We start from the raw sequence: 14423 nt of genomic DNA, 5'->3' as shown, positions 1-14423 counted from the left end.
ACTGCAGGGGGGACCCTGTGGGAGAGTAGGACGCCGCCGAACTCCTTTTGATAGTTAAGCCCCGTGCCCTTGTGGCACGGGGCTTTTCTGCGTTTCCCCGCCGCCCTGGCACCCCCTGTGTCCGTGCCGACCAGGGCTGAGGGTAGGGTCAGGGGGCATCATTGGCACGTTCCTCACAGGAGGCCCCCGGGTGGAGGTCCAGGAGACCCGCGTTCAGACGAACCGGGTACTCACCATCCCCAACGTCCTCAGCATGGCTCGCCTCGTTGGCGTACCCGTCTTCCTGTGGCTGATTCTTCGTCCCGAGTTCGGCGGGCCCCAGAGCGATGGCTGGGCGCTGCTCGTCCTGATGTTCAGCGGCGTGAGCGACTACCTCGACGGTAAGCTCGCGCGTCGCTGGAACCAGATCAGCAGCCTCGGGCGGCTGCTCGACCCGGCTGCCGACCGGCTCTACATTCTTTCCACCCTCGTCGGTCTGACCTGGCGCGAGATCCTCCCGCTGTGGCTCACTGCGGCACTCCTCGCCCGCGAACTGATGCTTCTCGTCATGGTGGCAATCCTGCGCCGCCACGGCTATCCGCCGCCCCAGGTGAACTTCCTGGGGAAGGCGGCCACGTTCAACCTCATGTACGCATTCCCCTTGTTGCTGCTCAGCGACGGAAGTGGTTGGCTGGCATCGCTGGCCACTGTTTTCGGATGGGCGTTCGCAGGATGGGGTACAACGCTCTACTGGTGGGCAGGGATCCTCTATGTGGTTCAGGTCCGCCGGCTGGTCAAGGCGGATGCAGTAGCCGATTGAGCTCGTTGATGCGGGGCGCGCGACGTGGCCGGCCCGCGGCTGATGACACGGATGTTGCCCCGACGGGCGAAGTCGGCTAGACCGTCGTCTTTTCAAGGAGGACGTTTCCGACATGAAGGCCGTCGTGATGGCAGGTGGTGAAGGCACTCGCCTTCGCCCCATGACCTCAAGCATGCCCAAGCCTCTTCTTCCCGTAGCCAATCGGCCGATCATGGAGCACGTGCTTCGTCTGCTCAAACGGCATGGGCTCAACGAGACGGTGGTGACCGTCCAGTTCCTCGCCTCGCTCGTGAAGAACTACTTCGGAGACGGCGAAGAGCTCGGGATGGAGCTCAGCTATGCGAACGAGGAGAAACCGCTCGGTACCGCGGGCAGCGTGAAGAATGCCGAAGAGGCATTGAAGGACGACACCTTCCTCGTCATTTCCGGTGACGCACTCACCGACTTCGACCTCACCGACCTCATCGCCTTCCACAAGGAAAAGGGCGGACTGGTCACGGTCTGTCTCACGCGTGTGCCGAACCCTCTCGAATTCGGCATCACGATCGTGGACGAAGCCGGTCAGGTCGAACGCTTCCTGGAGAAGCCCACCTGGGGCCAGGTCTTCTCGGACACCGTGAACACGGGCATCTACGTCATGGAACCCGAGGTCTTCAACTACGTCGAGGCCGACGTCTCCGTGGACTGGTCCGGCGATGTCTTCCCGCAGCTCATGAAGGAAGGCAAGCCCATCTACGGCTATGTCGCCGAGGGCTACTGGGAGGACGTCGGCACGCACGAGAGCTACGTGAAGGCCCAGGCAGACGTACTCGAACGCAAGGTCGACGTCGAGATCGACGGCTTCGAGATCTCTCCCGGTGTCTGGGTTGCCGAAGGGGCCGAAGTGCACCCCGACGCGGTGCTGCGGGGGCCCCTGTACATCGGTGACTACGCCAAGATCGAGGCCGGCGTAGAGATCCGGGAGGACACGGTCATCGGATCGAACGTCGTCGTGAAGAGCGGCGCCTTCCTCCACAAGGCCGTTGTCCACGACAACGTGTACATCGGTGATCACAGCAACCTGCGTGGCTGCGTGATCGGCAAGAACACCGACATCATGCGTGCCGCCCGGATCGAGGACGGGGCGGTCATCGGCGACGAATGCCTCGTGGGCGAGGAATCGATCATCCAGGGCAACGTCCGCGTCTATCCCTTCAAGACCATCGAGGCCGGCGCGTTCGTCAACACCTCGGTGATCTGGGAGTCGCGCGGACAGGCCCACCTCTTCGGCGCGCGCGGAGTATCGGGGATCCTGAACGTCGAGATCACGCCGGAACTGGCGGTCAGACTCGCCGGTGCGTATGCGACGACGCTGAAGAAGGGCTCGACCGTTACCACGGCGCGTGACCACTCCCGTGGCGCCCGGGCACTGAAGCGCGCGGTGATCTCGGCCCTGCAGGCCAGCGCCATCGACGTCCGCGACCTCGAGAACGTGCCGTTGCCCGTAGCCCGTCAGCAGACCGCGCGGGGCAGCGCCGGCGGCATCATGATCCGCACCTCGCCGGGTGTGCCCGACTCCGTCGACATCATGTTCTTCGACGAGCGGGGAGCGGACCTCTCCCAGGCGCAGCAGCGCAAGCTGGACCGCGTCTACGCCAGGCAGGAGTACCGCCGCGCCTTCCCGGGCGAGATCGGTGACCTCCACTTCCCGTCCAGCGTCTTCGACTCGTACACGGGTTCCCTGCTGCGGAACGTGGACACGGCCGGGATCGCGGACGCCGGGCTCAAGGTGGTCGTCGACGCGTCCAACGGCAGCGCGGGGCTTGTGCTCCCCAGCCTGCTGGGACGGCTCGGTGTCGATGCGCTGACCATCAACCCGGGCCTCGACGAATCCCGGCCCACCGAGTCGGCCGAGACGCGGAGGTCCGGGCTGGTGCGGCTCGGGGAGATCGTCTCCTCGGCGAGAGCCGCGTTCGGCGTCCGTTTCGACCCGGTCGGCGAACGGCTCTCCCTCGTCGACGAGCGGGGCAGGATCGTGGAGGACGACCGTGCCCTGCTGGTCCTGCTCGACCTCGTCGCGGCGGAACGCCGCAGCGGGCGGGTGGCGCTGCCCGTGACGACCACCCGTGTCGCCGAGCAGGTCGCCGCGTACCACGGCACCCAGGTCGAGTGGACGATGACGTCGCCCGACGACCTGACCCGGGTGGGGCGAGAAGAAGGAACCATCTTCGGTGGAGACGGACGCGGAGGGTTCATCGTTCCCGAGTTCAGCAGCGTCTTCGACGGATCGGCGGCGTTCGTACGGCTCATCGGGCTGGTGGCCAGGACGCAGCTCACGCTCAGCCAGATCGACGCACGCATCCCGCGCGCCCATGTGCTGCGGCGCGATCTGGCGACGCCGTGGGCCGTCAAGGGACTCGTGATGCGTCGTGTGGTCGAGGCCGCGGGCGACCGTGACGTCGATACGACGGACGGTGTACGGGTCGTCGAGGCTGACGGGCGATGGGTGATGGTGCTGCCGGACCGTGCCGAGGCGGTCACCCACCTGTGGGCGGAAGGGCCGGACGACGCATCCGCCCAGGCGCTCCTGGACGAATGGGCCGCCATCGTCGACAGCGCAGGTCAGTGAGGTGACCGGATGCCGGGGCGGCCGGGAGTCGTCGCCCCGGCATCCGGTCCCTGCCCGGAGGGCGCGGTGCGGCTGAGCGAGCCGCCCGACCGCTTTAGGCGCAACGGTGGGGCCATTCGGCGGTAGCCGCTACGACATGCGACGATGTGCGGCATGCCGCAGCAGCCCCCCGATCGGAGTACCGGCGCCTCGCCGCCCCCGCGCCCCGACGCGTCCATGTCGCTGCTGACCAATGTGATGGACCACAGCCTGGACGACGGGTACGCCGAAGCCTCGGCGCGCCGCAAGGCCGACGGGCGTGGGGGGATGCCCAGGACCCTCAAGGCGAAGCTCGGCTTCGCCGCGTGTCTGGTGCTGGCGGCGCTCGTGGTGACGCTCGGTGCCGCGCAGGCGCGGGTCGCCGCGCCGGTCCTGGCCAAGGAACGCGAAGAACTCATCGACCGGATCGACGCCGAGACCTCTACGGCCGACACGCTTGAGGCGCAGGTGGAGGAGATCCGCGACGACGTGAGCCGGCGCCAGCGCAAGGCCCTGGAGAAGCACGGCGGTGACCAGACCGAACTGGTGGCCCTGCTCTCCGGGGCGACACCGGTGCACGGTCCCGGGGTCAAGCTCGTCGTCGACGATGCCAAGGACACGGACCAGGGGGGTGGCGGACCCCGGGAGAGCACCGGGTTCTCCGACACGGGACGGGTCCGTGACCGGGACATGCAACGGGTCGTCAACGGGCTGTGGCAGTCGGGCGCAGAAGCGATCGCCATCAACGGACAGCGTCTGACCGCCCTGTCGGCGATCCGTGCCGCGGGCGACGCCATACTGGTCGACAACAAGCCGCTGGTGCCGCCGTACACGGTGCTCGCGGTGGGGGACGGGAAGAAACTCGGCGCCGCCTTCCAGGACAGCGCCGACGGCCAGTACCTGCAGGCGCTGAAGGACACCTTCGACATCAGGACCAGCCTCTCCGTCCAGGAGAAGGTGAGCCTTCCGGCCGCCCCGAGTCTGATCGTACGGACAGCAGAGCCTTATAAGGCCGCAGACACCGGCAGTGGTGCGGCAGACACAGGGAAGGGCACATCGTGATCGCCGTACTGGGCCTCGTCGTGGGAGTCGTGGTCGGACTGTTGGTCCGGCCCGAAGTGCCGGCGGTGGTCGAGCCCTACCTCCCGATCGCGGTCGTGGCCGCTCTGGACGCCGTCTTCGGTGGCCTGCGGGCCATGCTCGACGGGATCTTCGTCGACAAGGTCTTCGTGGTCTCGTTCCTCTCGAACGTGGTCGTCGCCGCCCTGATCGTCTTCCTGGGGGACAAGCTGGGCGTCGGAGCGCAACTGTCCACCGGCGTAGTCGTCGTCCTCGGCATCCGGATCTTCTCCAACGCCGCCGCGATCCGCCGTCACATCTTCCGGGCCTGACGCCGATGAGCAACGACGCATTCAACGGAGACCGCGGCGACCGTCCCGAGCCCGGCGAGCAGGCCGAGAAGACCACTTCCTCCCAGGAGGTGACCGGGCGTCAGAGGCTCATGGCCGGAATCTGGCCGCCGCGGGTCACCCGCGCCCAACTCATCGTCGCGGTGCTGCTGTTCGTCCTCGGCCTGGGGCTTGCCATCCAGGTGCGGTCGAACAGCGACAACAGCGCCCTGCGCGGCGCCCGCCAGGAGGACCTCGTCCGGATCCTCGACGAGGTGGATGACCGTACCCAGCGGCTGGAGGACGAGAAGCAGCGTCTCGTCGACCAGCGAACGGAACTGGAGAACAGCTCCGACCAGGCGGAAGAGGCGCGGAAGCAGACGGTGGAGAAGGAGCGCCAACTGGGCATCCTCGCGGGTACGGTGGCGGTGCACGGCCCCGGAATCACCCTCACGGTCAACGATCCCGGTGGCGCGGTGCAGGCCGACATGCTGCTCGACGCCCTTCAGGAGCTCCGGGCGGCCGGCGCCGAGGCGATCCAGGTCAACGGCGTGCGCGTCGTGGCCCATACGTACTTCTCCGGGGACGGGGGCGCCGTCAAGGTTGACGACCGCGATATCTCCGCTCCGTACGTCTTCGAGGTCATCGGCAAGCCGCAGGATCTCGAACCGGCGCTGAACATCCCCGGCGGTGTGGTGCAGACGCTGGAGAAGGAGCAGGCCACCGTGCATGTGGCGCAGTCCGACGACATCGTCGTCGACGCCTTGCGACCGGCGGAGCGGCCTGACTACTCTCGGTCGTCGGCCCAGTGAACCCAGGACGCGTGGGCGTCGCAGGACACGGTCAGAAGGTTGCGGGGGGTCGCCGCATCGTAATGGTGGTGCGTGGTGGAAACTGTCGAGTGGATACGGACGTTGTGAAGATGTCCGGGTCGGCAGGTGTGTTCATTCAGGGTTCGTCCTGCCCCACGGGCGGGTCTGTTTCGGTCAAGGGGAATCGCCCGTGAAGTTGTTTGGGAAGTTGTTCGGCAAGAGCGCTCGCGATGAAGCCGCACGCCATCGCGCACCGCGCCATGGTCAGAGCGAGGAACAGGGTGGCGAGCGCCCCCTCTTTCGCGATCAGGTGACAGGTCGGGAGGGTGACAATTCGGGTGGTTCCGGCGCGTCGTCGGTTGACCCTGCCGGTCCCGGCCGCATAGGTTTCGGAGATCCGTCAACCTCACGTACGGGTGGAGGGTTCGCCCCGAGGCAGGAGGCTTCGTCCATGCCGGTCTGTACGAGGTGCGGGCACCGCAACGCCGAGGCCAGCCGTTTCTGCTCCAACTGCGGTGCGCCGCTGCGGGGCGGGGTTCCCGAGCGGGCTTCGGAGACGACGTCGACCATTTCCATCTCGGGCCTGGAGGCCTACGAGGCGGAGGCGACCGGACAGCCGTCCGTGCCGTCGCTCTCGCCCGAGGCACAGGCCGCCGTGGACGCCCTGCCGCTCGGTTCGGCGCTCCTGGTGGTGCGACGGGGGCCGAACTCCGGCAGCCGCTTCCTTCTGGACAGTGAACTGACCACGGCCGGCCGTCACCCGCAGAGCGACATCTTCCTCGACGACGTGACGGTTTCGCGTCGCCACGTGGAGTTCCGCCGGAGCCCCGACGGCAGCTTCACCGTGGGGGATGTCGGCAGCCTCAACGGCACCTACGTCAACCGTGAGCGCATCGACTCCGTCGCGCTGTCCAACGGCGACGAAGTGCAGATCGGCAAGTACCGGCTGGTCTTCTACGCGAGCCAGCGCGGCATCTGACCTGTCAGGGAAGGTCCATGCTGAGAACACCGACGGGCGGTGCCGGACACGGCACCGCCACCGCCGACGACCGCCCGATGAGCATCGGCACGGTGCTCCTGCAGTTGCGGGACGAGTTCCCCGAAGTCACGATCTCCAAGATCCGTTTCCTGGAGGCCGAGGGACTCGTCGAGCCGCAGCGGACGCCCTCCGGCTACCGGAAGTTCCGTCCCGAGGACGTCGAGCGGCTATCTCAGGTGCTGCGGATGCAGCGGGACCACTATCTACCGCTGAAGGTCATCCGGGAGCACCTGGACGCTCTCGCCCGCGGGGAGCAGCCGAGCCTGCCGGCGTCGGGCGGTGAGACGGATCCGGCCGACGGCAGCTGGACCGGCGGGACCGGGCGGCCCACCGCCGCCCGCATCGGCCGTGCCGAGCTCCTCGCTGCCGCCGAGGTGACCGAGAGCGATCTCGACGCCTGGGAGTCGTACGGTCTGGTCGCGCCGTCGGAGGGGGGCGGCTACGACGCCGAGACCGTCACCGTCGCCAGGCTTGTGGCGGATCTGGGGCGATTCGGTCTGGAACCGCGCCATCTTCGCGCGATGCGAGCAGCGGCCGACCGGGAGGCCGGGCTGATCGAGCAGGTCGTCGCGCCCTTGCGGCGGCACCGGAATCCGCAGACCAGAGCCCATGCCGAGGCCACTGCGAAGGAGCTCGCCGAGCTCTCCGTACGGCTGCATTCGGCCCTGGTGCAGACCGCTCTGCAGATCCGTCTGCACTGATCCGGCCGGGCCCGACTACCCAAACCTGCCGAGCACGTCCTAGGGTTGCTGTGTGAACGAGCTCGACGTAGTGGGTGTCCGGGTGGAAATGCCCTCCAACCAACCGATCGTGCTCCTGCGTGAAGTGGGAGGCGACCGGTACCTCCCTATTTGGATCGGTCCTGGTGAGGCGACCGCGATCGCCTTCGCCCAGCAGGGCATGGCTCCGGCCAGGCCGCTGACCCATGATCTCTTCAAGGATGTGCTCGAGGCCGTCGGCCAGGAGCTCACGGAGGTCCGGATCACGGATCTGCGCGAAGGGGTCTTCTACGCGGAGCTGGTCTTCGCCAGTGGAGTCGAAGTGAGTGCGCGGCCCTCCGACGCCATAGCGCTCGCCCTGCGCACCGGCACGCCGATCTACGGCAGTGACGGGGTGCTCGACGACGCGGGAATCGCGATTCCCGACGAGCAGGAGGACGAGGTGGAGAAGTTCCGCGAGTTCCTCGACCAGATCTCACCGGAGGACTTCGGTACGAACAGTCAGTGACGTCCCCGAAGGGGCCCCGCCAGCGCATTCGACAAGCCTTTCCCGGTTGTGAGTCACGGGAAACCACCCTCAGGGTGATTATCACTCGGCGTGCCGAGTGTGGCGATCGTTGACGCACCCCGGGTGACTGCCTACCTTCGAGTGGGCAGGTCAAGGACGGAGGTCGGCGTGAGAAGCAGCGGCGACGGTACGGCAGTGGGCGGGCCGTATCCGCAGCAGGGGAGTACAGCCGGCCACACCATCAGGCAACCGGTTGCGCCGGATGCGGTGGCGGGGGACGGCGTGACATCGGCCGACGAGATCGGCTACCGCGGGCCGACGGCATGCGCGGCGGCGGGGATCACCTACCGGCAGCTCGACTACTGGGCCCGCACGGGCCTGGTCGAGCCGAGCGTCCGCCCGGCCTACGGGTCGGGCACGCAGCGGCTCTACAGCTTCCGGGACGTCGTCCTGCTGAAGATCGTGAAGCGTTTCCTCGATACCGGGGTGGCCCTTCAGAACATCCGCACCACGGTCCAGCACCTGCGGGCCCGCGGCTTCCAGGATCTCGGGCGCATGACGCTGATGAGCGACGGGGCGACCGTGTACGAGTGCTCCTCGCCCGCGGAGGTCGTCGAGCTGCTCCAAGGGGGCCAGGGGGTCTTCGGCATCGCCGTCGGGGTGGTGTGGCGGGATGTGGACGTCGCGCTGTCGCAGTTGCACGGGGAGCGCGTGGACACCGGCGAGACGCTGATCGGCAACAACCCGGCCGACGAGCTCGCCCGTCGGCGCAACCGGGCCGGCTGACCGGGCGCGAGGACGGCCGCGCCCCGGAAAACCGGGGTCGGCCGGCCGTGGCCACGGGGCGACTGTCAGTGCCGTAGGGCACCATCGATTGTTGTGAGAGCCGCGCCCACCATCCTGCATCTGGACATGGATGCCTTCTACGCCTCTGCGGAGCAGGCGGCGAAGCCGAGCCTGCGCGGAAAGCCGGTGGTGGTGGGCGGACTCGGCCCCCGAGGGGTCGTCGCCACCGCCTCGTACGAGGCACGGCGATTCGGAGTGCACTCGGCGATGCCGATGGCGCTGGCCAGAAGGCTGGCGCCGAACGCGGCCTATCTGGTGCCCCGCTTCACGCTCTACCGGACCGTGAGCGAACAGGTCATGGAGCTGCTGGGCCGTCTGTCTCCCCTCGTCGAACCGCTCAGCCTCGACGAGGCCTTCGTCGACCTGGAGGCGGGCGGGACGGCGGACGACACGGCCTCGGCGATGGAGATCGGTGAGCAGCTGCGCGGGGCGATCGAGGCGGTCACGGGGCTCAGCGGCTCCGTCGGGCTCGCGGGCTCCAAGATGCTGGCGAAGATCGCCTCCGAGGAGGCGAAGCCCGACGGCATCCTGCTGATAGAGCCGGGCACGGAACGGGCGCTGCTCGCGCCCATGTCCGTACGCATCCTTCCGGGCGTCGGCCCCGCCACCGCGGACCATCTGCGCCGGGCCGGCATGACCACGGTCAATGACCTCGCCGAGGCGGGCGAGGCGGAGCTCGTACGGCTGCTGGGCAAGGCGCACGGCAGCTCGCTGCACCGCATGGCGTCCGGATACGACGACCGGCCCGTGGTCGCCGAGCGCGACGCCAAATCGGTCTCCGTCGAGGACACCTTCGACACGGATCTCCACGACCGGGTCCGCGTGCGGACCGAGGTGGAGCGACTGGCCGACCGCTGCGTCCAGCGGCTGCGAGCCGCCGGACGGTCAGGGCGCACGGTGGTGCTGAAGGTGCGCCGCTACGACTTCTCGACCCTCACCCGCTCCGAGACGCTCCGCGGCCCCACCGACGACCCCACGGTCGTCAGGGAGGCCGCTGCGCGGCTTCTGGAGGCCGTGGACACGACCGGGGGTGTCCGTCTGCTCGGTGTCGGCGTCACCGGGCTGGCCGACTTCACCCAGGAGGACCTGTTCGCCCAGGCAGCCGGTGAGCGGACGGCCGCCGAGGCCCCGGACGCGGCCGGGCCGGACGCGGACGCCGCCGGGGACGAGGGCGGGACGCGGAGCGAGGAGCCCGCCCAGGAGAACCCGGAGCAGCTCGCCGCGCGCCGCTGGCCGGCCGGGCACGACGTACGCCACGAGACCTACGGACACGGCTGGGTGCAGGGAAGCGGGGTCGGGCGGGTGACGGTGAGATTCGAGGAACCGGAATCGGCGCCCGGCCGGGTCCGCACGTTCCGTATCGACGACCCGGAACTGCGGCCGGCCGACCCGCTGCCGCTCGTACGGAACCCGGTGGACTACTCGTCCTGGCCGGCCAGCCTGCCGAAGTCGCGGTCCGGGGCGCTCTCGGCGGGCGCCGAGTCCAGACCGTAGTGCCGGTAGAGCTGCAGCTCCTGCTCCGGCGAGAGATGACGGCCGACCCCGAAGTCGGGTGCGTCCTTGATCAGGGCGCGGTCGAAGGGGATGCGCAGCGTGTCCTCGACGAATTCGCTGGGCTCCAGCGGGACGAAGGCGTCCCGGCTGAACAGTCCGGTGCGCACGGCCGCCCATTCGGGGATCCCGGTCGCGTCGTCGAGATACACCTCGTCCACAGTTCCGATCTTGGTGCCCTTGCGGTCGAACGCCTTGCGGCCGATCAGGCTGCGCGGATCGATGTCGCTCTGCACGGTCCCTCCCACGGGTCGTGGCCACTCCACAGGCACTACAGAAGTGCACAACCGTGACGTCGGCCACTCGAGATTTTCACCGTGTACCCCGCTGGTAGGCTTGCCATGGCTGCTGATCCCGTGCGGGAGAGTCCTCCGGAGATGTTCCGGAGGCGCCGAAGGAGCAAATCCTCCCCGGAATCTCTCAGGCCCCCGTACCGCACGGACGAGGTCACTCTGGAAAGCAGGGCGGGTCCGCACGGCCACGGCCGGGCCGGATCCCACCCTCACCGACGGTGAAAGCCGGTGCGCCCCGCGGGCACCGGTGAAGCTCTCAGGTTGAGATGACAGAGGGGGAGGCCGTTCGGGCACCCCGCGCCGTGGTGCCCCTCGCAGGTCGTGACAGACCAGGAGGCCTCCATCATGACCCCCCGTCGCACTTCGCTCTCCCAGCTGGAACAGGGCATCCCGTTCGAGCAGCGCCACATCGGTCCCGATGCCGAGGCACAGGCGAAGATGCTCGCCCAGGTCGGTTACGGCTCGCTCGACGAGCTCACCGCCGCCGCGGTACCCGACGTCATCAGGAGCGCCGAGGCCCTGAACCTGCCGGCCGCCCGGACCGAGGCCGAGGTCCTCGCGGAGCTGCGCCTGCTCGCCGACCGCAACCAGGTCCTGGCCCCGATGATGGGGCTCGGCTACTACGGCACGTTCACCCCGCCGGTGATCCTGCGCAATGTGATGGAGAACCCCGCCTGGTACACGGCCTACACGCCGTACCAGCCGGAGATCTCCCAGGGCCGCCTCGAAGCCCTCCTGAACTTCCAGACGATGGTCGCCGAGCTCACCGGGCTGCCCACCTCCGGCGCCTCGCTGCTCGACGAGGGCACCGCCGCCGCCGAGGCCATGGCGCTGGCCCGGCGCGTCGGCAAGGTGAAGCAGGGCGTCTTCCTGGTCGACGCGGACACCCTGCCGCAGACCGTCGCGGTCATCGAGACCCGTGCCGAGCCGACCGGCGTCGAGATCGTCGTCGCGGACCTCACCGACGGCGTTCCGGCCGAGATCGCCGAGCGCGGCGTCTTCGGTGTGCTGCTGCAGTACCCCGGCGCCTCGGGAGCCGTACGGGACATCAGGCCCGTCATCGAGCAGGCCCACGAGCTCGGCGCGATCGTCACCGTGGCCGCCGATCTGCTCGCGCTCACCCTGCTCACGTCCCCCGGCGACCTGGGCGCGGACATCGCCGTCGGCACCACGCAGCGCTTCGGCGTCCCGATGGGCTTCGGCGGACCGCACGCCGGTTTCATGGCCGTGCGCGAGAAGTTCGCGCGCAGCCTCCCGGGCCGCCTCGTCGGCGTCTCCGTGGACGCGGACGGCAACAAGGCGTACCGGCTGGCCCTGCAGACCCGCGAGCAGCACATCCGCCGCGAGAAGGCCACCAGCAACATCTGTACCGCTCAGGTGCTGCTCGCGGTGATGGCCGGCATGTACGCCGTCTACCACGGCCCCGACGGGCTGCGGACGATCGCCCGGCGCACCCACCGCTACGCGGCCATCCTGGCGGAGGGCCTGCGGGCCGCCGGTGTCGACGTGGTGACCGGCTCCTACTTCGACACGCTCACCGTCCGGGTGCCGGGCAAGGCCGCCGCGGTCGTGGCGGACGCCCGTGAGCGTGGGGTCAACCTGCGGCTCGTCGACGCCGACCTGGTCTCGCTCGCGTGCGACGAGACCACGACCCGCGCCCAGGTCGCGGCCGTCTGGGCCGCCTTCGGCGCCGAGGGCGACGTGGAGGCGCTGGACGCCACGACGGCCGAGGCGCTGCCCGAGGGGCTGCTGCGCACCGACGCGATCCTGACCCACCCGGTCTTCCACCAGTACCGTTCCGAGACGGCGATGCTGCGCTACCTGCGCAAGCTCGCCGACCGTGACTACGCGCTGGACCGCGGCATGATCCCGCTCGGCTCCTGCACCATGAAGCTGAACGCGACCGCCGAGATGGAGTCGATCACCTGGCCCGAGTTCGGCGCCCTGCACCCGTTCGCGCCGGCCGAGCAGGCCGAGGGCTTCCTGACGCTCATCCGCGAACTGGAGGAGCGCCTGGCGGAGGTCACCGGCTATGACGCGGTCTCCATTCAGCCGAACGCCGGATCGCAGGGTGAGTTCGCGGGGCTGCTGGCCGTGCGCGCGTACCACCGTGCCAACGGCGACGAGGGCCGGACCGTCTGTCTGATCCCGTCCTCCGCCCATGGGACCAACGCCGCGAGCGCCGTGATGGCCGGTATGAAGGTCGTCGTGGTGAAGACCGCCGACGACGGCGAGGTCGACATAGAGGACCTCCGCGCGAAGATCGCGCAGTACCGCGACGAGCTGGCCGTGCTCATGATCACCTACCCGTCGACGCACGGCGTCTTCGAGGAGCACGTCGCCGACATCTGCGCCGAGGTGCACGACGCCGGCGGCCAGGTCTACGTCGACGGCGCCAACCTGAACGCACTGGTCGGCCTCGCCAAGCCGGGCCGGTTCGGCGGCGACGTCTCGCACCTGAACCTGCACAAGACCTTCTGCATCCCGCACGGCGGCGGCGGCCCCGGCGTCGGCCCCGTCGGTGTGCGCGCGCACCTGGCGCCGTACCTCCCGAACCACCCGCTGCAGCCCCTGGCCGGACCGGAGAGCGGTGTGGGACCGATCTCGGCCGCTCCGTGGGGCTCGGCCGGCATTCTCCCGATCTCCTGGGCCTATGTACGCCTGATGGGTGGCGAGGGCCTCAAGCGTGCGACGCAGGTCGCCGTACTCGCGGCCAACTACATCGCCAAGCGGCTGGAGCCGCACTACCCGATCCTGTACAACGGCCCGGCGGGACTGGTCGCGCACGAGTGCATCGTGGATCTGCGGCCCCTCTCCAAGGCCACCGGGGTCAGCATCGACGATGTCGCCAAGCGCCTCATCGACTACGGCTTCCACTCGCCGACCATGTCGTTCCCCGTCGCGGGGACGCTCATGATCGAGCCGACCGAGAGCGAGGACCTCGCGGAGCTGGACCGCTTCTGCGACACGATGATCGCCATTCGCGGCGAGATCGAGAAGGTCGCCTCCGGCGAGTGGAGCGCGGACGACAACCCGCTGGCCAACGCCCCGCACACGGCGGCCGCGCTGGGCGGGGAGTGGGAGCACGGCTACAGCCGCGAGGTGGCCGTCTTCCCGGCCGGGGTCTCGGCCGCCGACAAGTACTGGCCGCCGGTGCGCCGGATCGACGGTGCGTTCGGTGACCGCAACCTCGTCTGCTCCTGCCCGCCGCTGGAGGAGTACGACAACTGACGCCGGATCCACGGCGGGGCGCGGATACGCGTGGGGGCCGGTGCGGAGATTTCTCCGGGCCGGCCCCTTTTTTCGTACGGCCGCTCAGGCCGCCTTCACCACCCGGCCCGTTCCCAGCGGCCGGTGCGGGGCGATGATCTGCCCGTCCGGAAGCAGCTCACCGGTGTCCTCGAAGAGCAGGACGCCGTTGCACAGCAGGCTCCAGCCCTGTTCCGGGTGGTGCGCCACCAGACGGGCGGCTTCCCGGTCGGCTGAGTCGGCTGTCGGGCAGGGTGGCTGGTGCTGACACATGGATGGGTTCTTTCGCTGCGTTGAGTTGAGTGTCCTGCGGCTTGAAGAGGTGTTCATGGCCGCCCCCCGTATCGATCGGTCCGGTCCCAGTGTTGCCCCACGGACGTCAATCCGCAGGGATTTCGCAGCAGCGCTCCTTCTCCTCTCATGACGCATCACCCGCCCGGACGGTTCAACACAACTGCACTGTCACTTCGGGTGGTTCGGGGTGGCCGGATGGGGCTAGTCCGGATGGGCAGGAGTGCCCCCGCCCGATGGCACTGTGCCCCGTCACCGGATCCCCTGTACGGGGGGCCTGCCGGACGGCGGGGGGGGCCCGG

13 protein-coding genes and 1 riboswitch are annotated in these 14423 nt (G+C 69.0%); of the genes, 11 read left to right on the top strand and 2 right to left on the bottom strand.

Translation table 11 applies throughout. The features are described 5' to 3' along the window. Window positions 1–190 precede the first annotated feature (190 nt). The 10 genes from clsA (at window position 191) to ABTX18_RS31710 (ending at window position 10231) form a co-directional block, all read left to right on the top strand. Window positions 191–799 (top strand): cardiolipin synthase ClsA, encoded by a 609-nt coding sequence (gene clsA / locus ABTX18_RS31755; protein WP_352126246.1) that lies wholly within the window; start codon window positions 191–193, stop codon window positions 797–799. 112 nt (window positions 800–911) lie between these two features. Continuing rightward, on the top strand, window positions 912–3407 hold the full coding sequence (locus ABTX18_RS31750) for a sugar phosphate nucleotidyltransferase (RefSeq protein WP_352126245.1): 2496 nt from the start codon (window positions 912–914) through the stop codon (window positions 3405–3407). A gap of 153 nt (window positions 3408–3560) precedes the next feature. Beyond that, window positions 3561–4487, top strand: coding sequence for a DUF881 domain-containing protein (locus ABTX18_RS31745; RefSeq protein ID WP_352126244.1), 927 nt, complete (start codon window positions 3561–3563; stop codon window positions 4485–4487). Further along, window positions 4484–4816: a small basic family protein gene (locus tag ABTX18_RS31740; RefSeq protein ID WP_040019805.1), complete on the top strand. Its 333-nt coding sequence runs from the start codon at window positions 4484–4486 to the stop codon at window positions 4814–4816. The genes ABTX18_RS31745 and ABTX18_RS31740 overlap by 4 nt, the downstream gene beginning before the upstream one ends. Before the next feature lie 5 nt (window positions 4817–4821). Beyond that, window positions 4822–5625: a DUF881 domain-containing protein gene (locus ABTX18_RS31735; protein ID WP_503061242.1), complete on the top strand. Its 804-nt coding sequence runs from the start codon at window positions 4822–4824 to the stop codon at window positions 5623–5625. A gap of 190 nt (window positions 5626–5815) precedes the next feature. Next, a complete protein-coding gene (locus ABTX18_RS31730) occupies window positions 5816–6604 on the top strand; it encodes an FHA domain-containing protein (protein WP_352126243.1) in 789 nt (262 codons plus the stop codon). Window positions 6605–6621: 17 nt separating this feature from the next. Next, window positions 6622–7365: a transcriptional regulator FtsR gene (gene ftsR / locus ABTX18_RS31725; RefSeq protein ID WP_352126242.1), complete on the top strand. Its 744-nt coding sequence runs from the start codon at window positions 6622–6624 to the stop codon at window positions 7363–7365. Between the two features lie 52 nt (window positions 7366–7417). Continuing rightward, a complete protein-coding gene (locus ABTX18_RS31720) occupies window positions 7418–7891 on the top strand; it encodes a bifunctional nuclease family protein (protein WP_006123076.1) in 474 nt (157 codons plus the stop codon). A gap of 168 nt (window positions 7892–8059) precedes the next feature. Next, entirely contained in the window at window positions 8060–8677 is a 618-nt protein-coding gene (locus ABTX18_RS31715) for a MerR family transcriptional regulator (RefSeq protein ID WP_352126241.1), read from the top strand. 93 nt (window positions 8678–8770) lie between these two features. After that, window positions 8771–10231, top strand: a complete 1461-nt coding sequence (locus tag ABTX18_RS31710) for a DNA polymerase IV (RefSeq protein WP_352126240.1) — start codon at window positions 8771–8773, stop codon at window positions 10229–10231. Here ABTX18_RS31710 and ABTX18_RS31705 read toward each other — a convergent pair. After that, a complete protein-coding gene (locus ABTX18_RS31705) occupies window positions 10156–10524 on the bottom strand; it encodes a PRC-barrel domain-containing protein (RefSeq protein ID WP_352126239.1) in 369 nt (122 codons plus the stop codon). The genes ABTX18_RS31710 and ABTX18_RS31705 overlap by 76 nt on opposite strands. Window positions 10525–10637: 113 nt before the next feature. Then, window positions 10638–10734: riboswitch (glycine riboswitch) on the top strand. Window positions 10735–10926: 192 nt separating this feature from the next. Between ABTX18_RS31705 and gcvP the strand changes: the two genes are divergently transcribed. Further along, on the top strand, window positions 10927–13812 hold the full coding sequence (gene gcvP / locus ABTX18_RS31700) for an aminomethyl-transferring glycine dehydrogenase (protein ID WP_352126238.1): 2886 nt from the start codon (window positions 10927–10929) through the stop codon (window positions 13810–13812). An 84-nt stretch (window positions 13813–13896) separates the two neighbouring features. On the opposite strand, the gene ABTX18_RS31695 is transcribed toward gcvP, so the two are convergent. After that, window positions 13897–14103 (bottom strand): DUF5999 family protein, encoded by a 207-nt coding sequence (locus ABTX18_RS31695; RefSeq protein WP_136326371.1) that lies wholly within the window; start codon window positions 14101–14103, stop codon window positions 13897–13899. Window positions 14104–14423 lie beyond the last annotated feature (320 nt).

This window comes from Streptomyces sp. NPDC096323 (assembly GCF_040302845.1).
In the GTDB taxonomy this organism is placed as follows: Bacteria; Actinomycetota; Actinomycetes; order Streptomycetales; family Streptomycetaceae; genus Streptomyces.
The sequence above is the reverse complement of the archived record's forward strand: the minus strand, read 5'-3'. Positions and strand labels throughout refer to the sequence as shown.